Source organism: Amylibacter marinus (genome assembly GCF_030160015.1).
Taxonomy (GTDB): Bacteria; Pseudomonadota; Alphaproteobacteria; order Rhodobacterales; family Rhodobacteraceae; genus Amylibacter; species Amylibacter marinus.
Window position 1 is genome coordinate 284,141 of the sequence record NZ_BSNN01000004.1, and the last position, 24,882, is coordinate 309,022.

Annotated in this window: 28 protein-coding genes; 10 read left to right on the forward strand and 18 right to left on the reverse strand. The window is 53.0% G+C overall.

The window, feature by feature from the left end:
- The first annotated feature begins 64 nt into the window (after positions 1-64).
- Entirely contained in the window at positions 65-655 is a 591-nt protein-coding gene (locus QQL62_RS08610) for a LolA family protein (RefSeq protein WP_284377832.1), read from the forward strand.
- 5 nt (positions 656-660) lie between these two features.
- Here the strand turns inward: QQL62_RS08610 and QQL62_RS08615 are convergent, their stop codons facing one another.
- A complete protein-coding gene (locus tag QQL62_RS08615) occupies positions 661-1,245 on the reverse strand; it encodes a transglycosylase SLT domain-containing protein (RefSeq protein ID WP_284377834.1) in 585 nt (194 codons plus the stop codon).
- 55 nt (positions 1,246-1,300) lie between these two features.
- Positions 1,301-2,182, reverse strand: a complete 882-nt coding sequence (locus QQL62_RS08620) for an AEC family transporter (RefSeq protein ID WP_284377836.1) — start codon at positions 2,180-2,182, stop codon at positions 1,301-1,303.
- 139 nt (positions 2,183-2,321) lie between these two features.
- Here QQL62_RS08620 and hspQ point away from each other — a divergent pair, with 139 nt between their 5' ends.
- Complete coding sequence (hspQ, locus tag QQL62_RS08625; protein ID WP_284377838.1) at positions 2,322-2,648, forward strand: heat shock protein HspQ; 327 nt, start codon at positions 2,322-2,324, stop codon at positions 2,646-2,648.
- A gap of 7 nt (positions 2,649-2,655) precedes the next feature.
- On the opposite strand, the gene QQL62_RS08630 is transcribed toward hspQ, so the two are convergent.
- On the reverse strand, positions 2,656-4,230 hold the full coding sequence (locus QQL62_RS08630) for a gamma-glutamyltransferase family protein (protein WP_284377840.1): 1,575 nt from the start codon (positions 4,228-4,230) through the stop codon (positions 2,656-2,658).
- Positions 4,231-4,276: 46 nt separating this feature from the next.
- Here QQL62_RS08630 and QQL62_RS08635 point away from each other — a divergent pair, with 46 nt between their 5' ends.
- Positions 4,277-4,624 carry a DUF2794 domain-containing protein gene (locus QQL62_RS08635; protein WP_431355753.1) on the forward strand — a complete coding sequence of 116 codons (348 nt, stop codon included), beginning with the start codon at positions 4,277-4,279 and terminating at the stop codon, positions 4,622-4,624.
- On the opposite strand, the gene QQL62_RS08640 is transcribed toward QQL62_RS08635, so the two are convergent.
- Genes QQL62_RS08640 through QQL62_RS08650 form a run of 3 tightly spaced genes read right to left on the reverse strand, consistent with a single transcriptional unit; the run spans position 4,608 to position 7,177 of the window.
- Positions 4,608-5,363, reverse strand: coding sequence for a C40 family peptidase (locus QQL62_RS08640; RefSeq protein ID WP_284377844.1), 756 nt, complete (start codon positions 5,361-5,363; stop codon positions 4,608-4,610). The two genes, QQL62_RS08635 and QQL62_RS08640, sit on opposite strands and share 17 nt — an antisense overlap.
- Entirely contained in the window at positions 5,356-6,741 is a 1,386-nt protein-coding gene (locus tag QQL62_RS08645) for a leucyl aminopeptidase family protein (RefSeq protein WP_284377846.1), read from the reverse strand. The genes QQL62_RS08640 and QQL62_RS08645 overlap by 8 nt, the downstream gene beginning before the upstream one ends.
- Before the next feature lie 52 nt (positions 6,742-6,793).
- On the reverse strand, positions 6,794-7,177 hold the full coding sequence (locus tag QQL62_RS08650; RefSeq protein ID WP_284377848.1) for a hypothetical protein: 384 nt from the start codon (positions 7,175-7,177) through the stop codon (positions 6,794-6,796).
- 134 nt (positions 7,178-7,311) lie between these two features.
- Between QQL62_RS08650 and QQL62_RS08655 the strand changes: the two genes are divergently transcribed.
- Complete coding sequence (locus QQL62_RS08655; RefSeq protein WP_284377851.1) at positions 7,312-7,965, forward strand: carbonic anhydrase; 654 nt, start codon at positions 7,312-7,314, stop codon at positions 7,963-7,965.
- On the opposite strand, the gene QQL62_RS08660 is transcribed toward QQL62_RS08655, so the two are convergent.
- The 5 genes from QQL62_RS08660 to QQL62_RS08680 form a co-directional block, all read right to left on the reverse strand.
- Complete coding sequence (locus tag QQL62_RS08660; RefSeq protein ID WP_284377854.1) at positions 7,962-8,315, reverse strand: hypothetical protein; 354 nt, start codon at positions 8,313-8,315, stop codon at positions 7,962-7,964. The genes QQL62_RS08655 and QQL62_RS08660 overlap by 4 nt on opposite strands.
- 109 nt (positions 8,316-8,424) lie before the next feature.
- Positions 8,425-10,089: a DUF4139 domain-containing protein gene (locus QQL62_RS08665; RefSeq protein ID WP_284377856.1), complete on the reverse strand. Its 1,665-nt coding sequence runs from the start codon at positions 10,087-10,089 to the stop codon at positions 8,425-8,427.
- 90 nt (positions 10,090-10,179) lie between these two features.
- Positions 10,180-11,202 (reverse strand): aspartate-semialdehyde dehydrogenase, encoded by a 1,023-nt coding sequence (locus tag QQL62_RS08670; RefSeq protein WP_284377858.1) that lies wholly within the window; start codon positions 11,200-11,202, stop codon positions 10,180-10,182.
- A gap of 139 nt (positions 11,203-11,341) precedes the next feature.
- Positions 11,342-12,466: a capsular polysaccharide export protein, LipB/KpsS family gene (locus tag QQL62_RS08675; protein WP_284377864.1), complete on the reverse strand. Its 1,125-nt coding sequence runs from the start codon at positions 12,464-12,466 to the stop codon at positions 11,342-11,344.
- The gene (locus QQL62_RS08680; RefSeq protein ID WP_284377866.1) at positions 12,459-13,400 is read right to left on the reverse strand and encodes a glycosyltransferase family 92 protein; all 942 of its coding nucleotides are present in this window, start codon (positions 13,398-13,400) and stop codon (positions 12,459-12,461) included. Before QQL62_RS08680 ends, QQL62_RS08675 begins: the two co-directional genes overlap by 8 nt.
- Before the next feature lie 214 nt (positions 13,401-13,614).
- On the opposite strand from QQL62_RS08680, the gene QQL62_RS08685 reads away from it, so the two are divergent.
- Positions 13,615-13,962, forward strand: coding sequence for a hypothetical protein (locus QQL62_RS08685; protein WP_284377867.1), 348 nt, complete (start codon positions 13,615-13,617; stop codon positions 13,960-13,962).
- A gap of 45 nt (positions 13,963-14,007) precedes the next feature.
- Here QQL62_RS08685 and leuB read toward each other — a convergent pair whose 3' ends face one another.
- The 5 genes from leuB to leuC form a co-directional block, all read right to left on the reverse strand.
- Positions 14,008-15,111: a 3-isopropylmalate dehydrogenase gene (leuB, locus tag QQL62_RS08690; RefSeq protein WP_284377870.1), complete on the reverse strand. Its 1,104-nt coding sequence runs from the start codon at positions 15,109-15,111 to the stop codon at positions 14,008-14,010.
- A 73-nt stretch (positions 15,112-15,184) separates the two neighbouring features.
- Positions 15,185-15,982 carry a hypothetical protein gene (locus QQL62_RS08695; RefSeq protein WP_284377873.1) on the reverse strand — a complete coding sequence of 266 codons (798 nt, stop codon included), beginning with the start codon at positions 15,980-15,982 and terminating at the stop codon, positions 15,185-15,187.
- Positions 15,983-16,130: 148 nt separating this feature from the next.
- Positions 16,131-16,736: a 3-isopropylmalate dehydratase small subunit gene (gene leuD / locus QQL62_RS08700; protein ID WP_284377875.1), complete on the reverse strand. Its 606-nt coding sequence runs from the start codon at positions 16,734-16,736 to the stop codon at positions 16,131-16,133.
- 19 nt (positions 16,737-16,755) lie between these two features.
- A complete protein-coding gene (locus QQL62_RS08705; protein WP_284377877.1) occupies positions 16,756-17,058 on the reverse strand; it encodes a hypothetical protein in 303 nt (100 codons plus the stop codon).
- A gap of 10 nt (positions 17,059-17,068) precedes the next feature.
- Complete coding sequence (gene leuC, locus QQL62_RS08710; protein ID WP_284377878.1) at positions 17,069-18,478, reverse strand: 3-isopropylmalate dehydratase large subunit; 1,410 nt, start codon at positions 18,476-18,478, stop codon at positions 17,069-17,071.
- A gap of 245 nt (positions 18,479-18,723) precedes the next feature.
- Between leuC and QQL62_RS08715 the strand changes: the two genes are divergently transcribed.
- The gene (locus QQL62_RS08715) at positions 18,724-20,097 is read left to right on the forward strand and encodes a mechanosensitive ion channel family protein (RefSeq protein WP_284377881.1); all 1,374 of its coding nucleotides are present in this window, start codon (positions 18,724-18,726) and stop codon (positions 20,095-20,097) included.
- On the opposite strand, the gene QQL62_RS08720 is transcribed toward QQL62_RS08715, so the two are convergent.
- Positions 20,094-21,068 carry an asparaginase gene (locus QQL62_RS08720; protein WP_284377884.1) on the reverse strand — a complete coding sequence of 325 codons (975 nt, stop codon included), beginning with the start codon at positions 21,066-21,068 and terminating at the stop codon, positions 20,094-20,096. The two genes, QQL62_RS08715 and QQL62_RS08720, sit on opposite strands and share 4 nt — an antisense overlap.
- Positions 21,069-21,211: 143 nt before the next feature.
- On the opposite strand from QQL62_RS08720, the gene QQL62_RS08725 reads away from it, so the two are divergent.
- From QQL62_RS08725 to QQL62_RS08735, 3 genes are all read left to right on the forward strand, one after another.
- Positions 21,212-21,727 (forward strand): invasion associated locus B family protein, encoded by a 516-nt coding sequence (locus QQL62_RS08725; RefSeq protein WP_284377886.1) that lies wholly within the window; start codon positions 21,212-21,214, stop codon positions 21,725-21,727.
- Positions 21,728-21,862: 135 nt separating this feature from the next.
- Positions 21,863-23,035, forward strand: coding sequence for a dual-specificity RNA methyltransferase RlmN (gene rlmN, locus QQL62_RS08730; RefSeq protein WP_284377888.1), 1,173 nt, complete (start codon positions 21,863-21,865; stop codon positions 23,033-23,035).
- A gap of 2 nt (positions 23,036-23,037) precedes the next feature.
- Positions 23,038-23,547, forward strand: coding sequence for a L,D-transpeptidase family protein (locus QQL62_RS08735; RefSeq protein ID WP_284377891.1), 510 nt, complete (start codon positions 23,038-23,040; stop codon positions 23,545-23,547).
- On the opposite strand, the gene dalA is transcribed toward QQL62_RS08735, so the two are convergent.
- A complete protein-coding gene (gene dalA, locus QQL62_RS08740) occupies positions 23,548-24,066 on the reverse strand; it encodes a divisome-associated lipoprotein DalA (protein ID WP_284377894.1) in 519 nt (172 codons plus the stop codon). It abuts the gene before it with no gap.
- Between the two features lie 170 nt (positions 24,067-24,236).
- Between dalA and QQL62_RS08745 the strand changes: the two genes are divergently transcribed.
- Positions 24,237-24,869, forward strand: coding sequence for a L,D-transpeptidase (locus QQL62_RS08745; RefSeq protein ID WP_284377897.1), 633 nt, complete (start codon positions 24,237-24,239; stop codon positions 24,867-24,869).
- The last annotated feature ends 13 nt before the right edge of the window (positions 24,870-24,882 follow it).

The window sequence follows — 24,882 nt, forward strand, 5'->3', positions numbered from 1 at the left end:
CCATCGCGGTGCTGTGATCGGCGCCGCACTTCCCCTTGGGCATATGGCAACTTAGGTATTAATCATGAACAAACGTGACTTTATAAAAGCATCCCTTGTGGGATTGGCCGCATTTTGCGCCACCCCCGCATCCGCAGAGCAATTGCCCCTAAGTGCGCTTAGTGATTATTTCAATTCTCTGGAATCTGCCCAAACAGCATTCACACAAATCAATTCAAATGGTTCGCAAACCACCGGTACAGTTTACATCAAACGTCCAGGGCGCATGCGGTTTGAATATAATGGCACCAATGCGCCACTGGTTTTGGCCAGCGCGGGTAGTATTGCCGTGTATGATGGAAAATCCAAAGGTAAACCCAAGATTTACCCGCTGCGCCGCTCGCCGCTAAACCTGATTTTGGCAAAGAATGTTAATTTAGAAACCAGCGGCATGGTGGTAAAACAGACCTATGATGGGCGCTTTACATCCATTATCGCACGGGATCCCAAAGAACCCAATCTGGGGCAAATTCAGCTGGTTTTTACCGATAATCCAATTCAACTACGCCAGTGGATCGTTACCGATCAATCGCGCAATCGCACCACCGTAAAGCTAGATGCCCTGAACACCAGTACCGAACATTCTAACAAGCTGTTTCGCATCACCAAGCCCTAACTGGCCTAGCGACAGCGGCGCAATTGGGCATCGTATAGGATTGCACGGTCTTGGACAGATCGTGCAACCGCCACCAGCCATTTTTTCTTCTTATAGGTGCCGCGGCGATAGCCGGTGTGCCCATCATGATAGGCTAGGTACTGCGCATATGCGTTAGATTTCGAAATGCCCAATTTTTGGCTGCTTTGATCCATGTACCACCCCATGAAATCAACCGCATCCGAAAATCGGTCGCGCTTTGCGCCACGCTTGCCTGTTTCATCGCGGTACCAATCCCACGTACCATCCAGGGCCTGTGAAAACCCATAGGCCGAGGATTGACGGCCCATTGGAATGACCTTGGCCTTCCATTTAAAAGGCGTGCGAGCCTTACCGTCGAATTTGCTTTCTTGGTAGATGGTTGCCATCTGTACAGATACCGGCACCCCCCAGCGACGCTCGGTGCGCTCCATATCCTTGAACCACGATTTGCGCTGGTTCTTGATAGAACATGCATTGTCTAAATTGCTGGGCGCGCGCGTACCACCCCCCCCACCACAAGAGGTTAGGACGAAGCCAACGGCCACGAGAAGAAGCGTTATTTTTTTCATTTGCCTGTAGTCCAGTCTTTTGCTGGTTTTCTTTAATTATGATATAGATAGATTGCTAAATCAAGACCACCAGCAATGCCGGAAGTGTGATCACCGATAGAAGTGTCGAAATAATAACCATGCCCGCCACCTGATCCGCATCCGCACCATATTTCTGGGCCAATAAATAAGAGGTTACCGCAACGGGGGTAGATATCTGCACCACCAGCACCGCAAAGGCCACCGGATCAAGAGCGAAATACCGCCCAACGCCCCAAGCCACCGCAACGCATAATACCGTCTTCAGCGCCACCAATACGGCCCCGCGCCCCAGTGTCCCAACCTGTAGGCGCGCAACGGATACACCCAGCGTGATCAACATCAACGGGATTGCCATTTGGCCCAACAGCTCTAGCGAATTTGTGGCCCAATCGGGCGTTTCCCACCCTTGCACCAGAAACAATCCCCCCAACAATGTGCCCCAGACGATCGGTTCCTTGATCATTTTTGTAAATCCGCCGCCACCCGATACCATCCACACCCCGACAGAAAACGACAGAATCGCCATCACCGCAAAAACGATTACAGCATAGCTAAGCCCCTCATCACCGAACGCAAATAGCGCCAACGGCAGACCCAGATTTCCAGTATTGCCGAAAATTAGCGGTGCCCAATTGGTGCGAAGATCCATGCCCCCCAGCCAAAGAACCAACCAGAAAACCACAATCAGCAACCCGTAGCAGACAAGGCTGGCAAGAAACAGCGCCGACAAGGCATCTGGTGCCACTTGTGATTTCATCAGCGCCACAAAAATAAGCGCAGGCACAGACAACGTCATTGCGATGCGGGTTACGAACTCTATCTCGTATGCCCAGCCATACTTAACCCAGCCAAACCCGATACACGCCAACAGAAAAACCGGCGCTACAATTTCCAATACCGTAAAAATGATATCCACAATCCGTCCTTAATATTTAGGGAACAACGCGACCCTCACACATGGCTAGGGGGTGGTCAATTCGATAATCCGCTCCATGGGCGCTAGACACCCCATCCTTCTGCACCTAAACAGAGGGGGTCTATCATTCGAGGTTTTAATGCTACGCGCATCTGCAAAATTCACCATCGGTCAGGTGGTTCGCCACCGCAAACATCCCTTTCGCGGGGTGATTTTTGATATCGATCCAGAATTTTCCAATACAGAAGAATGGTGGGAAAGTATCCCAGAGGATCACCGCCCCGCCAAAGAACAACCCTTCTATCATCTGTTGGCAGAAAACGAATCCTCGTATTACGTAGCCTATGTATCCGAACAGAACCTGTTGCGCGATGAAACAGGCGAACCGGTTGATCACCCAGAGGTAGCGGAGTTATTTGGCGCGCTGCGAAATGGGCAGTATTCTACATCCGCCCAAATGAACTAGTGGGCGCCTAATACCCCAGCGCGGCGCCATCCTTGCGCGGGTCACTGGCCCCAACCAAAACACCGTTTTTGTGATCTATCCATACGGCCTGTGCGCCCCCAATGGGCACCTTAGGTATGGTCACTTCATGCCCCAGATCGGCCAAACCCTGGCGCACGGGGGCGCTATAACCGCGCTCTACCTTCATCTCCCCCGCATCACAAAAGGCCCGAGGCCCATCAATGGCCCGCTGTAGATCCATACCAAAATCCACCAGATTTGAAATGAACCGTACATGCCCATTGGGTTGATAGGCCCCGCCCATCACTCCAAAGGGCATGATCACCTTGTCCCCCTGCGCCAGCAGGGCAGGTATGATGGTGTGCATTGGCCGCTTGCCGCCGCCAGCCTCGTTTGGGTGATTGGGTGTTAGGGTAAATCCAGCACCGCGGTTCTGGAAGTTTATCCCGTATTTTTCTGATGCCAACCCAGAGCCAAACGAGTGGAACACGGAATATATCAACGACACCGCATTTAAATCCCGATCCACTACAGACAGGCAGATCGTGTCCTTGTGTACAGATTCGCTCATACGCGTGGCACAGGGCATTGCGCGTTTTGGATCAATCAGACCAGCCATCTTAACCGCGGTATCAACGCTCAGCATATGATCCAGATGATCACACTGATCCGCAATAAAGCGGTTGCGCGCATCATAGGCCAGCTTGGCCGCCTCGGCCTCGATATGGGCGCGTTGAACGCCATAGGGATCCATCGAGGCAATATCAAAATGCGACAGAATGTTGCTCATGCAAATCGCCGTTGCACCCTGCCCATTGGGGGGATGTTCAATCAAATCATAGCCCCCAAACTCACCCTGAATTGGGTCTGTGTACTCACAGGCAACAGAGGCGAAATCATCTAATGTATGCACCCCGCCCAATCCGCGTAGGCTTTGCACCATATCCTCTGCCACCGCCCCCTGATAGAATCCCGTCGGTCCGTGCTCGGCGACCAATTCCAAAACCTCGGCCTGTTTCGGGGCGGCGAACATCTGCCCTGCCTTAGGCGCTTGGCCGTTCTGTAGATAAAACGCGCGCGCGACCCCCTGTAGGCGATCTGCGGCCAAGTCCCAATCAAAACTGGTGCGCGGGCCGACGGGTACCCCCTGTTTCATATAATGGATTGCTGGGGCCAAGCTGGCCTTTAGCCCGATTTTCCCATGATCCTTGGACAATCGACAAAAGGCATCAATGGCCCCCGGGATTGTTACGGACTCTACGCCGTTGGTGGGCATAGTTCGGTGACCATCCGCGCGGATTTTATCAGCAGACAGTGCGGCCGGTGCACGCCCAGACCCATTCAGCGCCACAACATCCGCCCCCCCCTTGGGCGCAAATAGAATGAAACAATCGCCGCCTATGCCTGTCATCTGTGGCTCGCATACCCCTTGCAGTACCGCCGCCGCAATCGCGGCATCCACCGCATTGCCGCCTGACTCTAATATTTGCACCGCGACCTTGGATGCCAATGGATTAGATGCGGCGACCATGCCATTGCACCCATAAACCGCCGAGCGGCCATTTAAATGGAAATCGCGCATCTCTTCCTCTCTTGCATCATTTCATGATCTGTCGCACACTCGACCTATGAACAAACATGTTCCAATGAATGGCAGTGTCAACCCCACCCCCCCCAGCACCGTGCATTTTCATCGCACCGAACTGGGCCCGATTATTTCGCTATATGGGCGCATGGTGGCCGCCGGCGAATGGCGAGATTATGGAATTTCGGCGCTAAAGGATGTGGCGGTATTCTCTATTTTCCGCCGCGCCGCAGAACACCCGATCTATACAATAGAAAAACGCCCCAAACTGAAAGATCGCCAGGGAATGTATAGTATTGTTGCCATGGATGGGAGGATACTGAAACGCGGATCAGATCTGCGGGCCGTATTGCGCGTGCTAGAGCGCAAGTTGATCAAGGCCGTAAAGTAACCCGCCGCCGTCTGGTAATGGCACCACCACCGGTTGCTGAAATCCGCGCCACCGCATCTGCCAGCGGCTCGAATGCCACCCGCATGTGATGACCATTGGCATGCAACAGCAATGTGCTGTCATACATGATGCCAACATGCCCACGCCAGAAAATCAAATCCCCCCGCATCAGGGCCGCATTGGCCATCAGCTCTGTCCCTAGGGTATCGGCCTGTGCGCCGCTGTCCCCCATACAGGGCTGGCCACAGCCGCGCATCGCTGCCGCGATCAACCCCGAACAATCGATGCCGTATTGCGAATTCCCCCCCCATAGATAGGGAACCCCCAGATACCGTTCTGCGATGCGCACGGGATCATGTTGGCGATCCGCTACTGGCTCTATTTGCATCTGATGCACAAAACCACCGGCGGCCAGCTCCACGAAATCGCCCTGCTCGCCCACAACCGTCAGCTCTGATTGATAGGGCAGATGTTGTTGCGGTACGGTTTTGATGTCCGGTACGCCATAAACATGCGCACCCAGATCGCGTACGCGCACCGTAGGATCGGCCCAGCCCGCCAAATCCGCCAGAGGCAACACCCCCGCATACCCATCATTGGGGCGCTGACCAAAGGCCCAATCGCCCTCTGTGGCCTGTACCTCGAAACATTCCCCAAACAACAGTTGACGTTGCAAATCACCATCCGGTCGGTCACATAGGTTAGAAACGCTGGCGGTTACGCGGCGTAGATCAGCCATAGCGCGCCTCGATCACCGCAAACATGGTGCGTGCAGATTGGCATGCGCCGCCCAACGTGCGCCCAGGCCTTGCGCTGGGACACCAGCCATACATATCCACATGAACAAAGCTGTCCGCATGTTCCACAAAGCGGCGCAGAAACAGCGCAGCGGTAATCGCGCCACCAAAGCCACCCTTGGGGGCATTATCCAGATCCGCCACATCAGGTTCAATCATCGCCTCATAGGGTTCCCAAAACGGCAGGCGCCACATGGGATCTGCCTTGGATAGGCCCGTTTGATACAGCTGTGTTGCCAAGGCATCATCATCGGTGAAAAACGGCACGATATCGGGGCCCATCGCCACACGTGCCGCCCCCGTAAGGGTAGCATTGCAGATCAGCAAATCTGGGCGCTCTTCATCTGCCAAGGCCAGCGCATCCGCCAACACCAGTCGGCCCTCGGCGTCTGTATTGTTAATCTCTACTGTAAACCCCTTGCGGCTGGTCAGGACATCTTGGGGGCGATATGCCCCTGCCGAAATAGAGTTTTCCACCGCAGGCACCAAGACGCGCAAACGTACGGGTAGGCCGAGCGCCATGATCATATGTGCCGTGCCCATTACATGGGCCGATCCGCCCATATCTTTCTTCATCAGGCCCATTGATCCGCCGGGTTTGATGTTCAACCCACCGGTATCAAAGCACACGCCCTTGCCCACCAATGTAACCAGTGGGTCGTCTGCGTTACCCCAACGCATATCCAGCAGGCGCGGCTGTTGATCCGATGCGCGGCCAACCGCATGGATCATAGGGAAATTTTGTTCTATCAGATCATCCCCCTCGATCACAGTAACCTCGGCCTGATGGGTTTCGCCCAGTGTACGAAACGCCTGCTCTAGCTGTTCGGGGCCCATGTCATTGGTGGGGGTGTTGATCAAATCTCGGGTTAGAAAATCACCCTCTGCCATGGCCAATATACGCCCCTGATCCACCCCGCTGGGTGGTTTTAACAAGGCCGATGCGCCCGATTTGGTTTTGTAGCGATCAAAACAATACTGGGCCAGCACCCAGGCCAATGCCGCCTCTTCTGCCGCATCCCCCTCTAGTGGGGTAGCAATTTCATATATGCCCTCTGGCAAGCGCTGTGCCACCGTGGCCATATGCAGGCGCCCGCGCGCGCGGGCCTGTGGGCTACCCCAACCTGCTAGCGCCAAGATCACGCGCCCCTGTGCATCAGGCACCATCAGTACTTGCCCTAATGAGCCGCTAAACGCGTTGGCCTTGGCCCATGATGCCACTCCTTCGCCCAGCTCCTGTAGTTTTGTATCTAGCTCTGATATCTCGATCAGATACAGGGGTAGGGCTGCGGCGCTAGGGGGGGCGAATTGGGGGGACATGTTTGGCTCCGTTTTTCGCCAAGCCTAGCTGATTTCCCAAGACGCGCAAATGCTAACCTGCATTTTCTGGGAATTGCACCGCCAGATACAGCGAACGTTCGCCCACCCGCACCAATCGTGCCCCGACCGCAAGAATTGCGTTCACGTCCTTGCGGCTGACACATTCGGCCAGATCATTTGCAACCAATGCAAATTCGCTTAGGCCAATTTGGGTCGAGATGGTGACCAAACTGTTGGCGATCCGCTCTACCTCTTGTACTTGTCCATCGCGCAATAGTTTTTCCAACAACCATAGGCGGTCAGTCATTTCAAAGACCGCCCGTTCGATCACGGTCTTGCACCGTTCTGCACCCAGTGAGGCCTCTAGGCTGGCCAAGGTTTCTGTTTGTACCGCAGGCGTTTCTGTGTGCCGAAGCGACACAACGTGATTTTTCATTTTTATACCCTCGCTAAAAGATATGTGCTTATAGGGAGTGCAGAATGAACAATCGGTAATCTTTGCTGCTTGGAGGGCTTGAAAAATGCCACAAAATTTAGCAAAACTATGCCTACCTAAGCGAAGAAAAAATCATGACCCCTGTATCAACACTGCCTCAAAATTTAATCACACAATATCAAGATTGGCGTCAAAACCAATTTGCAAACAGCCAAGAAAAATTTGCGCGTTTAGCCACCGAGGGTCAAGAACCGCAAGCGATTGTAATCTCTTGTTGTGACAGCCGTGTATTGGCCACCACAATGTTTGGGGCCGATATCGGGGATTTTTTCATGCATCGCAATATTGCAAACCTTGTGCCGCCCTATGACACCAGCGGCCAACATCACGGCACCGCATCAGCATTGGAATACGCCATATGTGCGCTAAAGGTCAGCAGTGTGATCATTATGGGGCATACCAAATGTGGCGGCGTAAAGGGATGCCATGACATGTGTTCTGGCAAGGCCCCAGAGCTAGAAGACAACACCAGCTTTGTCGGGCGTTGGATCGAAATATTGCGCCCAGCCTATGAGCGTGTGATAGCCAAGGGCGGGTCAGATGCAGATCAGGTCAGCGCATTAGAACGCGAAGGGATTATTACATCTTTGGATAATTTGATGAGCTATCCCTTTGTTGCAAGCCGCGTAGAGGCTGGCGAACTCGCAATCCACGGCGCAATCTTGGATATTCATGACGGGACAATACAACAGTACAATCCCGCCACAGAAACATTCGAAATGCTTTAATTTTTCATGCGGTAATCAGCGTGGCAAGCCTTACAGGTGCCAAAAACAGCTTTGTCGGCCGCGGCTGATTTTTCCACAAGGCTGTCCATAATAGCGTTAAAGGCATCCGCATCTGTCCAAATGGTATCAAGGGCTGTGGTTTTCACAGTGCCTTGGCCCGTGGTATCAACCATAAATGCGGCCTTGGCCTCGATTGCGGCGGCATTCATTGCAGCAAAATCACCTGCCTTGGCGGCGGCGCCGATGGCTTTCATGGTGGCCTGGCGTGCGGTGATATCTTCGTCTGGGGTGGCCATAGCAGCGGTTGCAACCGCGACCACAAGACCGGTACCGATCAATAGTCTTTTCATTTTCAACTCCGTTGGCTGTTGGGTGTTCTTTTGGCTTATATTATATGTAGGCAAGTTTGATCATTCTGGCGCTTGATGCAAGCCTCAGAGATAACAGTTATGTGATGCGCTATTCCAGTTGCATCCCCGAGGGCCAGCGCATCTGATACCCGAAATCAACGGATTGAACAGATTGCGCCGGTACGTCTAGCTCCCATATCATCAATCCTTTGGTGCGATCTGCATCGCGCACAGTGATGGCGGGCTTGGCATAATCGCTGATCACCAGATCCTCTTGGGTGGATTGGGGGATGGTGTCATACAGATGCAGGGCGATATCATAGGACAGCAGGCTTTTCACCTCGGTGCGGTAGGCATATTTGGCGGTCTGCTGCGATGACAGGATGCCCTTGTCGCCGTCTTCGCGTTCTATCACCTCTTGCTGAACAATCAGCCCATCTAATACGCCCAGCGCTAGGGAATATTCATCCCCCGCCACACTGTCAGGCATGGTTATATCCCCCACAAATGCGCCATCGCGAAACACCGCCGCATTACCGCGAATGATCCGCCCAGCGGTGGTGTTTTCCATATCCACCATCAGAAAGCTCTGGCCTTTTTCGTTTGCGCTGGATCGTGCATATAGCTGTTTCTGGGTCTGAATTTCATCCAGAGGCACCAATACCGCATCGCCGCCAGATTTAAGCGAGATCGAGCTGGGCACATTAAAGACCACGGTTTGCCCCAGCAGCTGTGCGCCACTGTTCGCCGGTGCAGAGGATAGCTCCTCCATCATGGGCTCCGCAATGGAGTTGAAATCCGCATTCACCGATCCAGATGACTTAGAATACAAATTGCGCCGGTCGTCAGGGTTAAAAATTCGAGGGGTCTGTGGGCGCGGCATATACATTTGCATGCGCTCGTTCAGGTTGGCCGTAGATAGGGTAACATTGACATCCCCCCAGTCCTCGTATGTTTGCTGTACAATCAGTGCGCTGCGCTGGATGGTGATATCACCCTGATCTTGGGTCTGTGCCACATTTACGCGGTAATAGGGATTCCAGAACACCTGATCTGAAATGTATTCGATTGAAACCCTGCCATTGATCGGCGCGCCGGCCTGCACATCCAACACCACCTGTAACTCATCACGCTCGGTTGGGGTAACCGCATTTAGCGCCTCTTGCGCTTGCTCTACCTCTGCGCGCAGCTCGTTCTCTTGGCGGGTCAACAGCGCCAGTTGGTGGCGACCCTCTGTTTCGGCCTTTATGGCGCGCGCGACCTCTTGGCCGATATTCTGGGTCAGCTCTGAAAGAACCTCAGGCCCTGACACGGATTCTAGGCTCAGCGCACTTGAGGAACCATCTGCAACACTGCCCAGAAATTTCAACTGCAGCTGTGCCGCTGATGCGATGGCCTTGGACTGACTCATCAAGGCCTGATGCGCCTGAAGGTTCTTAACAGCCAGATCCAGATGCGCCTGCATCTGGCGCTCTTGCTCAGAAAACTCCCGAGGGATCGGCTGTTTGCGGGTTTGGATAAATTGCGTGGCGGTAATCTGTGCATCCGGCGCATTCTCTAATTTCAGGGAAAACCCCGTTGGCTCTAGATTGGCAGGCAGGCCCAAAACCGTAATCTTGTGCTGCCCCGCAGGCAGGTTCAGCGCAGCAGTGCGCGTGATGATTCCACCCTGCGCCATAAAGGTAACGTGGCGCACATCGGATCGAATTTGGAATTGATCAGCCCCAGCGGTACCTGCCAGAACTGCAAAAATAGCTGTATAAAATAGACGCATAAAATCCCTCTTTTCCCCCTGTATAACACAAAAGGCCCGCGTATGCGCGGGCCTTTCATCAGGTGGCAGAGACCTGCCTATTTATATGTCTTAGCCTTTTTTCAAAATACGACGGCCGTACAGCTCTGCGATTTGAACGGCATTTAGCGCCGCCCCTTTGCGCAGGTTATCCGAAACACACCATAGGTTGATGCCGTTATCGATGGTGCTGTCTTGGCGTATACGGCTGATGTATGTAGCAAATTCGCCCACACATTCCGCAGGTGTCACATAGCCGCCATCTTCGCGTTTATCCACGACCATGATCCCAGGTGCAGTGCGCAGGATTTCGCGGGCTTCATCTTCGTCCAAGAATTCCTCAAATTCGATGTTGATGGATTCAGAGTGCCCAACAAAGACCGGTACCCGTACACATGTGGCGGTTACCTTGATCGCCGGATCGACGATTTTCTTGGTCTCGGCCACCATTTTCCACTCTTCTTTCGTTGTGCCATCTTCCATGAACACATCGATATGCGGAATCACATTAAATGCGATCTCTTTAGGGTAAACCTTGGCTTCTACCTCTTGACCGGGAACATATTTACCTTTGGTCTGGTTCCACAGCTCGTCAATCGCCTCTTTGCCAGAGCCAGAAACAGACTGATATGTAGAAACCACCACGCGCTTGATCTTGGCGCGGTCATGCAATGGCTTCAGCGCCACAACCATCTGTGCCGTAGAACAGTTGGGATTAGCGATAATGTTTTTCTTTGAGTACAGCTCGATATCGTCGGGATTACACTCTGGTACAATCAACGGCACCTCTGGATCATAGCGATACAAAGAACTGTTATCGATAACCACACAGCCGGCTTTGGCGGCCTTGGGTGCGTATTCCTTGGTGGCGGTTGAACCGACAGCAAATAAGGCAATATCCCATCCCGTAAAGTCAAAGGTGTCCAAGTCCTTCGTCTTATACGTCTTGTCGCCTAACATGCATTCCGTACCCAGTGACTTGCGGCTGGCAAGCACTTCTAGTTCTTCGATCGGAAACTGGCGTTCATCCAGTATATTCAGCATTTCGCGGCCTACATTCCCTGTAGCACCCACGACAACAACGCGGTAACCCATTTTAGGTCTCCTAAAGTTAAAGTTTGGACAAGTCCGTAAGGACAGCGCCTCTTACCCGCTGTTTCAGCAAAAGAAAAGAGCCCGCGGCGGCAACGCGCAGGATAGCGTAAGAAATCAGCCAATTTGGCATCAAATGATGCTATTCTGCCAGCCTTTTTAAAACGATATTGTGATTCAGATGCCACTTTCCCGCCGCATCTGGCGCCCAATCGGGGTAATATTCATTCAGCAAATAATTCAGATAGGCACTGCGCAGTGTGGGGTCTGTCTTCAGCTGTGCAACAGAGGCCAATAAATCTGCCAAACTCTGCGCAGAATCGGCACAATGGACTAGCGGGGAAAACCCATAAAAGGCCTGCCCCAGCGTGATCACAGGTTTTTCAAAAAACATAGCCTCTAACCCCACTGACGAATTTATCGTCAGCACCGCCCCCGATTTTTCAACCTGTTCAAAGGTGTCTGTCTGGTTATCCACACGTATGCGGCCATGGCTGTTCTCTGCCATTTCGCGCAACATTACCCCAAAGGATACATCCGATGACGGGTGCTCTTTTATCCGCAAATGCCAGCCCTCGGGCAGATGCGCGGCACTGCGCGCCAGAACATCTAGCATGTTTTCCACGCTCTGAACCCAGCCCCCAAACACACGAATTTGCGTATCACTGGGCACCTGTAGGGGGATAAACACAAACCGCTCGTCTTTGCTCAGCGTATCAGTAAGGCCCGATTGATACCCGGCGCGGGCTTTGCGCGCTGTGATGTTTTGCTTGGCCTTGCGCCAGTGCAGGTCGATAGTGCCCCTATGCTCCTTGGCCCATCGGATGTAAAAATCGGCATTGCGCGGCAAGCTGTTGGTGTAATTCAGCCCCTGGCGATCCAGCGATAACTTGCCCGGTAGCGGCGCATGTTCCACATACAGGCACCGCGCCCCCGCATCTTGCGCCCCCATCATAAAGGCTCGCCGCGATCCCTTTAGGCCATTCCAACTGAGTGCCGTTTGGCCCCGATGGGCGCTAAAATAGCGGCGCGCGCCATTATACTGCCACTGTAGCACCTTGCGTTTTAGCGCCCTTAGCAATGGGTTTTTCGCAGGCTTGGTGGCCGACGACAGCGCCAATTCGGCGCGCGCATTGGTTTCGGGATATGGGGTGAAGGATAGAAAGGGCATGCGCCGTATGCGCGCCGAGCCCACCGCAGAAACAGCCTCCAGCGCACGCCGCTTGCTGGCCTTGGATTCGTTATAGACGCAAAAAACCTCAGCCATCTTGCTGGGCACGTTGCCAGAAATCAAAGGCGCATAGGTCTTCCACGGTATCTTGCTCTATCTGTGTGGCAATCAAGCGCACGCGGTCGTTGTGGCGCTGACCCGATGCACCAGAAACGCCCCCGCGCGCAATCTTGGCATCCAGCTCTGCCTTGGAAAACGTGTAGTAATGGTTCAATTGCAGGCGTGTATCAGACAGAAAGCTGGCCTTTTTACGCAGTTTATTATGGGCAGATACGCCCTGATCATTCACCGACTGTGCGCCCATGTCTGTGGTTTCGAATTTATGAACCGCCACCATATTCACCTTGCACGGATCAACGATGCACTTAAAGTTTAGAAACCCCATGCCCTTGGCCAGCGGGTTTGCTGCGCGGTTTTTATACTGTGCGATGGTCAACCCCTCTGGGGGGTCTTGGTGCCCATTAAACCCATACATCGTCCAGCTCAGCGAGATATTGGAATAGCGGTTCAGAGGCTCTAGCGCCTCTAACAGTGTATTGCCGATCTTTGGCACCAGAAATTCATCGATATCGATGAAGGTCATCCATCTGTAATCTGCCCCAAAGGTGGATATCGCATGGCAATAGGCCAATACCTGACGGGGCAGGATCAGGCCCGTCTTGGCGTCTTGTGTATCCATTTGCCATGGAATAAGTGTTAGCATCTCTGCCGAAAGGCACTCGTGTAATAACGCCACTGTATTATCTGTGCTTAGGTTATCGTAAATGATAAAATGGCGCACACCCGCCGCGCGGTGGAATTGCACCCACTCGACAATATGCTTGGCCTCATCCTTTAGGATGGCAACAATGGCGATCCCATGGCGGTCGGGCGCGGCTGTTGGGGGCGTGATGCGAATACGCTCGGCGCGCGCAGCCTTCTTGCGTCGGGAAAAAAGTTTAGAAATCATCATGCGGCCTTTCATATTCATTCTACGATCCCAAGAGGCACCCGAACCCACAGTCACAGATCACAGTAATGCACATACCCCCAAGAATATAGCCTGCACATAGAAGTGCACGACACCTACTGTGGCCCCCTCCCAATTATGGCCCATCTTGCCCAAATGCCAGTAGATTCTAGAAGTGCTTGACCTTTATCAACCCAGCGCACAAATTCACCCCAAAAGTACAGGATCAAACCCCATGAAATATCTCATCGCATTCATATTATTCGCCGCACCCAGCTTTGCATCCCCCCCAGAGGTGGTAGACGCAACAGCCAGCAAATCAGGCAGTGGCTGGTCGTTTTCCGTAACCCTTGCGCATCCTGATACTGGCTGGGATCACTATGCCGATGGTTGGGGCGTATATAGCCCAGATGGAACAGAGCTAGGGTACCGCACCCTGCACCACCCTCATGTGGAAGAGCAGCCCTTTACCCGATCTTTGGGTGGCGTTTCTATCCCCGAGGGTACAGAATTCGTATTAATCCGCCCGCGCTGCAACGAAACAGGTGATGGTGCTGATTTCAAATTGCAGCTGGCAAAATAAAAGGCGGGCCAAAAGACCCGCCCTTAGGTGTAGAATTGGGGGCGCTTAAGACGCCGCCAATTCCGCAATAATCGCATCGCCCATGGCCTTGCACCCTACAGGCGTCCCACCGTCGGCTTGCATTAAATCACCGGTTCTGATGCCCTTGGCAAGAACCTGTTCGACCGCTGTTTCCAGCAATGTAGCCGCATCGCCTTCATCAAAACTATAGCGCAATGCCATGGCAAAGCTGAGGATACAGGCGCTGGGGTTTGCCTTGTCCTGACCCATGATATCAGGTGCAGAACCGTGAACGGGTTCGTACATCGCCTTGGGGCGGCCATTTTCCATAGGTGCACCCAAAGAGGCAGAGGGCAACATGCCCAGTGATCCCGTCAGCATTGCCGCCGTATCAGATAGCAAATCACCGAACAGGTTGTCTGTTAGGATCACATCAAACTGTTTGGGCGCGCGAACCAATTGCATCGCACCAGCGTCTGCATACATGTGAGATAATTCAACATCCGCATAATCTGCCTGATGTACCTCTGTCACCACATCGCGCCACAGGATGCCGCTTTCCATCACGTTGGCTTTTTCCATCGAACAAACTTTGTTGTTGCGGCGACGGGCCAATTCAAATGCGCTGCGGGCAACGCGATCAATTTCGGATTCTGTATAGCGCTGCGTGTTGATACCAACGCGCTGGTTATCTTCGGTAAAGATACCGCGTGGTTCGCCAAAATACGACCCAGATGTTAGCTCGCGCACGATCATGATATCAAGGCCAGCAACCAGATCTTTCTTTAGCGACGAGAAATCAGCCAGTGCATCAAAACACTGCGCAGGGCGTAGGTTTGAAAACAAATCCATTTCTTTGCGCAGGCGCAACAGGCCCCGCTCTGGCTTAACTGCGAAATCCAGATCATCGTATTTTGGGCCGCCAACCGCACCCAGCAAAACCGCATCCACCTCTTGGGCTTTGGCCATAGTTGCATCCGTTAGAGGCGTGCCATGTGCATCATAAGCGGCACCGCCTACCAGATCTTCGCTGACATCAAATTTTAGGTCGCGGTTTTCGCCGAACCAGTCGATGATCTTGCGCACCTCTGCCATAACTTCTTGGCCAATACCGTCGCCCGGTAGAATAAGTAGTGAAGGATTGCTCATGGAAATTCCCCTTGTGAATAAGTTGGGAATTTCCTACTGCCCCCGCCCGCAATGGTCAAGGCGGCATATCCGCCTAGAACTTGCGCAGGTTTTCCGCTAAAAATGCCAGCTTCAGCAATGCAATGGTACGCACCAAGGCCATGGCGGGAATAACCGCCCAGAAAAACACAATCCAAAAGGACGTCAGCGGGCTGTTGGAATAATCCAACCCCAGATAAACCCGCCCAAACCCGATGAAAAACGGCAGAATAAACGGCAAAGAGATCGCCAAGGTAAAGCTTAGGATCGCGATCCGGCTCATGCTGACGGCAGCGCGTTGGCCCGCACGCACGCTAAAGCTGGGCATATTGGGCCACAGATTAAATCCATCTTGGCTAAGCGGCCAAGGCCCTGTCCACAGCCACACCCCAATGAAACAGCAAGAGAAAATAGAAACCAGTAACGCAAATGATGCGATATTGTGCATGTTGTGCCCAACAGCACCCGTGCCATAATTCATGGCCTGATCCAGTAAATCAACAGGGCTAAGCCAACCGCTGAACATCCGCCCTGACATGGCCTCTAGCCATCCCAAAACCCCAGACACCTCTTGTAGGACAAGCCCATCGCGCACACCACGCGCCACAACCAACGTCAGCGTAATAACCACCAAAAACCGCAGGCGATTATAAGGCGACGCATAGCGGAATTCTAGAACTGCGGGCACCTCGACCAGATATTCAGCAAAGATCACGGAAGATGCGAAAACCGCCAAAACAATGCTGAATAGGCTGATATCACCAAAGCCGCTGGTCAACATAGCTGTGGGCATTAGAATGGTAAGAAACACCAAACCTGCCCGTATAGTCGCACCCAATAAGCGCAGTAACATAACCCCTCCACCCAGTCGGCGTGAAAATACGCAGAGACCCAAACCACACCCATGGCTCAGGTCACTTTTGCAGGAATATACCAAAATTAGTTAATATTTCCAGTAAAAAGGGCCGGCACTGGCCAGCCCATCTATCATCTGCGCAGACCTATAGCCAAGGCGCCTTGGCGGCCTGTTCAGCCTCAAAGGCATCGATGGCGTCGATTTTTTGGTAGGTCAGGCCGATATCATCTAACCCATTTAGCAAGCAATGCTTCTTGAATGCATCTACCTCAAACGAAAATTCCTCGCCGTCGGATGTGGTTACAATCTGTGATTCTAGATCCACGGTCATACGCGCGTTGGCGCCTTTTTCCGCATCCTGCATCAACACATCCACCACCTCTTGGGGCATCACAATCGGCAGGATGCCGTTTTTAAAGCTGTTGTTGAAAAAGATATCGGCAAAGCTGGTGGAAATAATGCACTTGATACCAAAATCCGCAATCGCCCAAGGCGCATGTTCGCGCGATGATCCACAGCCAAAGTTATCACCAGCAATCAGAATTGACGCATCGCGGTACTGGGGCTTGTTCAACACGAAATCAGGGATTTCAGTGCCATCACGGTTAAAACGCATCTCGTCAAACAGGTTTTTTCCAAAACCAGTGCGCGCGATTGATTTCAAAAACACCTTCGGGATGATCATATCGGTGTCGATGTTCACCAGTGGCATCGGTGCGGCGATACCTGTTAGTTTTTCATATTTTTCCATTGTCATAGGTCTCCTTAACCTAGTCGAAAATATCTTCGATTTCGTCCCAAATATCCTCGAAAAAGTCTTCGAAAATATCGCTCAGCGGCTTGCGCTTGCGGGACGGTTTTTTCTTCTTGTTATAGGGCGTATAGCTTGGGGTGGGTTTCACCCCTGTGCGGCGGGCCGGTGATCGAGATGAGATTTTCATTGGTTTCATCTCGCCCAGCGGTGCTGCACATCCGGCACAAGCTAGCTCGTGATGGCCCGTCAATTCGCGCAGTTTCAAAACCGCGCGCAATCCACAGAAACTACAGGTCGCTATCTTGATCGAATCCGGCAAACAATTGCTCCTAGGTTAGCGTGCGAACATCGGTCAATTTACCAGTGATCGCCGCCGCCGCGGCCATGGCTGGCGAGACCAAATGCGTACGGCCCTTATAACCCTGACGCCCCTCAAAATTCCGATTAGAGGTCGAGGCACAGCGCTCATGCTCGGCCAGCTGATCTGGATTCATGGCCAAACACATAGAACAACCCGCCATACGCCATTCAAATCCAGCGTCTTTGAAAATGTCCGCTAGACCCTCTTCTTCTGCTTGGGCACGTACCAAACCAGATCCTGGCACAACCATTGCCCGCAGACCGTCTTTGATTTTCTTACCCTTCAGGATTTCCGCGGCGGCGCGCAGATCTTCGATACGGCCATTGGTACAGGATCCGATAAATACCGTATCAATCGCGATATCCGTTAGCTTTTGCCCGGGTGTTAGGCCCATATAATCCAGCGAACGCTGAGCGGCCGCAACCTTGCCACCCTCGAAATCATCTGCGCTTGGAACAGTAGCGGTAATTGGCAACACATCTTCAGGCGATGTGCCCCATGTGACCACTGGCTGAATATCCTCGCCCTTTAGGGTGACGACCAGATCAAATTCTGCACCCTCGTCGGTATACAGTGTTTTCCAGTTTTCAAGCGCCGCGTCCCAGTCGGCACCTTTGGGTGCATTTGGACGGCCCTTACAATATGCAAACGTCGTTTCATCGGGTGCGATTAGCCCAGCACGCGCGCCACCCTCGATGGCCATGTTACAGACGGTCATGCGACCCTCCATAGACAGGTCGCGAATTGCTTCGCCGCAATACTCGATCACATAGCCCGTACCGCCGGCAGTGCCGGTTTCCCCGATCACAGCCAATGTAATATCCTTGGCCGTAACACCTGGTTTCAACTTGCCGGTGATTTCCACCTTCATGTTTTTTGATTTCTTTTGGATCAGCGTTTGGGTTGCCAAAACATGTTCAACCTCTGATGTGCCAATACCATGGGCCAGCGCACCAAAGGCGCCGTGGGTGGCGGTGTGGCTATCGCCGCATACCACAGTCATGCCCGGCAATGTCCAGCCCTGCTCTGGGCCGACGATATGCACAATACCCTGACGCACGTCAGACACAGGGTAATAGTGCACGCCGAATTCTTTGGCGTTGGTATCCAGCGCATTCACCTGAATGCGGCTTTCTTCGGTCATGGTGGCAGGATCTGCACGATCCAGTGTGGTGGGCACGTTGTGATCAGGTACCGCGATTGTTTTATGGGGTGCGCGTACCTTGCGCCCCGCGATACGCAGTCCCTCAAAGGCCTGTGCGGATGTTACTTCGTGTACCAGATGGCGGTCGATGTATAGCAAACATGTGCCGTCTTCTGCTTCGTGGGCTACGTGGGCATCCCAAATTTTATCATAGAGTGTTTTTGGTGCTGACATGATGAACTCCTGTCGCTTGGTGTTTTACTGTGGCTACTGAGAATTGGGCAGGGGCTATCTGGCACGCAACAGGGTTACGAGCTCTGCATGGAATCTCCATGGCAGCCGTGTTTTATCATCCAAATCAATAATACGAGTCATACTGCCCAATACCCTGTTGTCGCACAATCTTCAAGCGCAGCTTGGATCAAGCCCTTGCAGGACTGGGCCACGCGGCCTAATCTGCCCCAAAGCAGGAGATACCCTTGGCAGACCCAGACAGCCCCACGTCGATCCAACCCTTAGAAGAGGCCGAGCGCACCCCGATCCCGCACCCAGCCGAAGGTGCCGATGCGGTGGTGGAACAGGCCGGCCTGTTGGCAGATATGGTCGCAGATTTCCTAACGCGGCTACAGCAACCTTGGACGCTCTATCAGATGGGCATCATTCTGGGGCTGATTTTTGCGGCCTATTGCCTAAAGGTTGTCTTTCGTCCGCGCATTCGCACCAGCCTTGCACAGGGGGGGCATTCCAAAACCACCCTGCGCTTTGCCTCTATCTTGGTGGCGCGGCTGGATCTGATTTTTTTCTCGGCGCTTGCATGGTCCACTTATGCGATTATGCAATCCATAACATGGCCCTCACGTAGCTATTTTATCTATATCGTGGCCTCCATTGCGCTGGCATGGTTGGCGATTGCAATTCTATCGCGGCTGATTTCCAATAACACAGTGCGGGTAATGATCCGCACCTTTGGCTGGGCCTATGCCGCCCTGCGCATCACCGGCCTATGGGAAAATACCAGCGCGCTACTAGAAAGTCTTGCGATCGAGACCGAGGGCTTTCGCCTATCGGTGCTCATGGTTTTGACGGCATTGTTCGCACTGGCCATTCTGTTTGTCATGGCCAATTTCCTAACCAAATCCACCCATGCGCGTTTGAATGCCGCCAGCGATATTTCCCCATCGATCAAGGTATTGATGCAGAAAATCGCCCAGATCGGCTTTTATGGTGTGGCGCTGTTGATCGGGTTGAAAACCGTTGGGTTTGATCTGTCGAATTTTGCATTGCTTACGGGGGCCATAGGCCTTGGCCTTGGCTTTGGTTTGCAGAAAATTGTTTCAAATTTGGTCTCTGGGGTGATTATCCTGTTGGACAAATCGATCAAGCCAGGGGATGTGATATCGCTGGGCAATACCTTTGGATGGATCACATCATTGGGCGCACGTTATGCATCGATCACCACGCGTGATGGGCGCGAATACTTGGTGCCCAACGAGGATTTCATCACCAACCAAGTGGTCAACTGGACTCACTCTTCGGACTTTGTGCGCTTGGATATCTTGTTTGGGGTGTCCTACGACAGCGACCCACATTTCGTGAAACGCATCGCCTCCGAGGCGCCCAAATCCGTGGGCCGCGTGGTATCGACCCCCGCACCCGTGTGTCACATTATTAATTTCGGCGACAGCTCGATTGATTTCAAACTGCGGTTTTGGATCAAAGACCCGACCAGCGGCCTGACCAATATCCGTGGCAATGTTTATCTGGCCCTATGGGATGCACTGAAGGAAAATGATATCCAGATCCCCTACCCCCGCCGCGATGTGCATATCCACACCGAACTACCCGAGGATTAGGCCAATAGTGCAGGGGCGGCACACACAACGCCTGTACGGATTTTGCGTCGGTTCAGCTGATCTACATTCAGCCGCTTTTGAATCAGCGGGTGATCAAGCTCGGCCACCCCCATGCGTACCAGCAATGCGGCAATGGCGGCCTCGGCGCCGCGCATGGCCCCATCATCTACCTTCAGCGCAATGCCGATACCCTGATCTAGCAGGATGGCCGTGAACACGCCCTCAGCGCCGGTTTTCACCACTGCGCGCCCCTCGCAGGCTTGCATCAGTTCAGAACAGGCCCGCCCCTCGCCCGCCACCAGTAACGGATGGCGCGCCATGGCATCTGCCAAAACCCGCCCATCGGCATCGCCACCAATGCGCGCCATGGCCCCAGCAAGCCCACCTAGGCTGGTGGCAAAATTCGGGGCGGAACAGCCATCAATCGCCCAGCCTGCCGATTTCTCATCGCAAAACTCTTCGAATGCCTCCAGCGCCGCCTGTTGTACGGGGTGATCCATTTCCGTGTATTCCGCATCGCCCCCCATATGGGCATTCAACGTCAGGAACCCAGCATGTTTGCCCGAACAATTGTTATGGATTTGGCACGGCTTCTGGCCGGCCTTTACCAAGGCATTGGCGGTGGAAAAATCACTGGGGCGTTGGGGGCCACAACGTAAATCATCGCGCCCCAGATCCAATGCGCCCAACCAATTGACTACCAGATCCGTATGCATCTGTGCCCCCTGATGCGACGAACACGCCAAGGCCAGCTGTTCCTGTGACAGACGAAATTTCTGGGCCGCACCTGAGCGCATCAGCGGCATCGCCTGTAGAATTTTGCAAGAAGAGCGCGGTAGGATCACCTGATCTGGATTGCCCCACGCACCCTTGATATCACCCTGTGCATCCACGATCACCGCATGCCCATTATGGGTGCATTCCAAAAAATCACCGCGCCATACCTGCGCCAGCTGTACCGAATTTTCCATGCCATGTTCCCATTGTTGCGATTTTCAGCCGATAGCGGACTAGGGGCTAGAAACAAGGCTTAACTGTGATATAATAATGCTGTCAATGCGCACCAAGGCGAAAAGCCACGCGCCACTAATACAAAACGGAACAGGCAAGGCATATGAAATCCCTTCTGAAATCAGGTATCATTTTAACGATTGCTACAGCGGCACTGCCCGTTATGGCAGAAGAGCGTGTAAATGCCTTTCAAGACTGGGCCGTATACGAGGAAAGTAACCCCAAAACCTGTTGGATTTCGTCTAGCCCTCAAAAGACCGAAAATTCCCGAGATGGCAAACCACGCACCGTGACGCGCGGTGAGATTGTGCTATCGGTTTCATATCAGGCTGATAAATCAATCGTTGGCGAGGTTTCATTCGCGGGGGGCTACCCCTTTGATCCTGATCGCTATGTGAAAATGACCATTGGCACGCAATCCTTTGACCTGCGCCCTGTTGGCGAAACCGCATGGCCCGAAAACCCCAGCGTTGACCAAACCGTGCGCGTTGCAATGACCAAGGGCGCCACCGCCGTTCTAACCGCACGCAGCACGCGCAACACAGACACCAAGGATACCTTCTCGCTCAAGGGTTTCACAGCCGCGCTAAATGACGCCAAACAGCGCTGTGGTATCTAATAAACCACATGTTCACCAATTTATGATCAGCTTGGGCTGTGCAAATTTGGAAAACATGCTAAAAGATACCACTTCTTATCTGTGAAGAAGTGCTCTAATAGTCTGCCAAAAATGCCTCTGGGCCAAGGATCGACTATGTCTAAACCACCAATTACACCTGATACGCTGACTGTTCCGCGCAAGGCCAGCGATCTGCCGGCCCTGCCCAATCTGATCGGCCTACAGCGGCCCGCCTTGATGGAGGCATTGGGCGCCATTGGCACACCTGAGAAGCAGATCAAAATGCGCACCGCCCAAGTGTGGCAATGGCTGTATGTAAAAGGTGCAAAGACGTTTGATGAAATGACAAACCTGTCCAAGGATTTCCGTGCGGCCTTGGCCGAGCATTTCTCGCTGTCGCGCCCAGAAATTGTAACCCGCCAAATTTCCAATGACGGTACCCGCAAATACCTGTTGCGCATTGCTGGCGGCCACGAGGTAGAGGCGGTCTATATTCCCGAAACCGATCGCGGAACGCTGTGCATTTCTTCTCAGGTGGGCTGTACGCTAACCTGCACGTTCTGTCATACGGGCACACAGAAATTGGTGCGCAATCTAACTGCTGCCGAAATTATAGGCCAAGTATTGGTTGCACGCGATGACCTAGGTGAATGGGATAAACCAGCGGGCGACAAGCGCCTGTTGTCCAATATCGTGTTGATGGGCATGGGCGAGCCTTTGTACAATACGGACAATGTACGCGATGCCATGTTGATCGCTATGGATAACGAAGGCATTGCGCTATCACGTCGCCGCATCACACTCTCTACTTCGGGTGTTGTGCCAGATATAGTTCGCGCAGGTGCCGAAATCGGCTGTATGCTGGCGATATCGTTTCACGCCACTACGGATGATGTGCGCGATGTTTTGGTACCAATCAACCGCAAGCATAAAATAGAAGAGCTGTTAGAGGCCTGCCGTAATTATCCGCGCCTATCGAATGCCGAGCGCATCACATTTGAATATGTGATGCTAAAGGATGTGAACGACAGCGACGAAGATGCACGCCGCCTTGTACGCCTGATTGCGGGCATCCCTGCCAAGATTAACCTTATACCGTTTAATCCTTGGCCGGGATCACCCTACGAGCGCTCTGATTGGGAACGCATTGAATCTTTTGCAGATATTGTGAACAAAGCTGGCTATGCCAGCCCCGTACGCACACCGCGCGGTGAAGACATTATGGCCGCCTGTGGACAATTAAAGAGCGCGACAGAACGCGCCAGAAAATCCGCCAAGCAAATGGCGGCAGAGGTAGAGGGACAGTAAATATGCGGATCATTTGGGCGCTGGTAACTGCGCTATTGGTACTGGGTGGCCCCGTCGCCGCCGAGCGTGGGATAATCAAACGCGTGCCCGCCTATCATGGGCCAGAAATCACCCAAGTTACGGTGATCAAAAGCAAGCGGCGCATGTATATGTTGGCAGGATCAAAGGTAATCAAAACCTTTAAAATTGATTTGGGATTCACCCCTCGGGGGCACAAGGGACAATACGGCGATGGCCGCACCCCAGAGGGTGTTTATTTAATTGATCGCGTCAATACCAACAGCCGCTATTTCCTAAGTCTTGGAATTTCATACCCCAACGCCAATGACCGTGCCAAGGCGCGTGCGGCTGGCGTTGATCCGGGGGGGGATATTTTCATCCATGGTGGCCCACGCTACAAGGGCGAGAAGGGCCGCGATTGGACCGCGGGCTGTATTGCTGTATCTGATCGTGATATGGGTTGGGTCTATTCAATGGTAAAGGTCGGCACGCCGATTTACATCAAACCATAGCTATTGGGTTAGCGCGGCTGTGCCAAACACCTGTACCCACCAAATTTTACCGCTTTTCTCTTGGTGCCAGCCGATGCCCATGGCATTTGCCTGTCCGTCTAGAATCACCGCACGCGACAGCGGCTCTTTCATCCAAACATCCAGCGTTGTGAAATCATCTTCAAAGGTTTCTGATATGTTTTCACCCTCGAATACCCCCGCAAAGCCAGCATTTGCTGCGCGGTCATAGGGTGATGATCCATCAGATCCAAAATGCCATGGCCGATTCTGCCGCGCCATATCCGCCGCATGCCCACGCGCCGCCGCATTCAAGGCCGCATCCAGTACCACCTGCGTCTGCCCATTGGCCTGACGCACCGCATTCACTGCATCCAAGTGGCGGAACTCGATCTTGCTTTGCTTGTATTTTGATAGGCGAACAACAACCGTACCATCGCCTGGGCGTCCGCCATTTTGGGTGGTAGTCTCACAAGCCACCAAGGCAAATAACGCCGCCCCACATAACAATGCTTTTACCATCTTCAATTCCTATTCCGCAGCACAAACCTAGTTGCAACTGTTTTTGAAAACTATTCATTTTCGCTATTTTGTAAATTAGATATTGGATTATAAACTATAATTGAATTGAATTTGGCATCAAAGTGCCGATATTGACAGGTATTGGCGTAAATTAAACACAGGCGGGTATTATGACCACTAAGATGACACGACGTCGGTTCGCTGTAACCGCAGGCTCTGCAATGGCGCTGGGATCACCCAGCCTTGCGGAGTGGAATCCAGATCTGGATAATCCCGATCTAGGGTTTGACACCCCACAGGACACCAACCAACGCCTGAATGACGAAGAAGGCCGCGTTAAACGCAATACATCGGCATTTATTGGTCGTACCGGTTGGAGCAACTATTTCTCGGATCTTAAAAATGGCGCAATACTGGTCGATATCGACAGCCGCGCCCTGTACTATTGGTCAGAAGACGAAAGCATCTACAAGCTGTATCCCGTTGCTGTGCCCACCACCGAGGAACTAACCCGCAAGGGCCGCACCGTAGTCACCCGCAAACGCGTAGGCCCCGATTGGCGCCCAACACCAAATATGCTGAAGCGCAATCCAGACTGGCCGAAATATATCCCACCCGGCCCCGGAAATCCTCTGGGATCACATGCGCTGTATCTATCTTGGACATATTATCGCATTCACGGCACCCACGATAATCGCAAAATAGGGCGGCGCTCTTCGAACGGGTGCATCGGGCTATATAATGCGCAAATTGCGGAACTGTTTGATTTTGCCAAGGTCGGCACACAGGTTCTATTTATCTAAAATAGAGACCCAC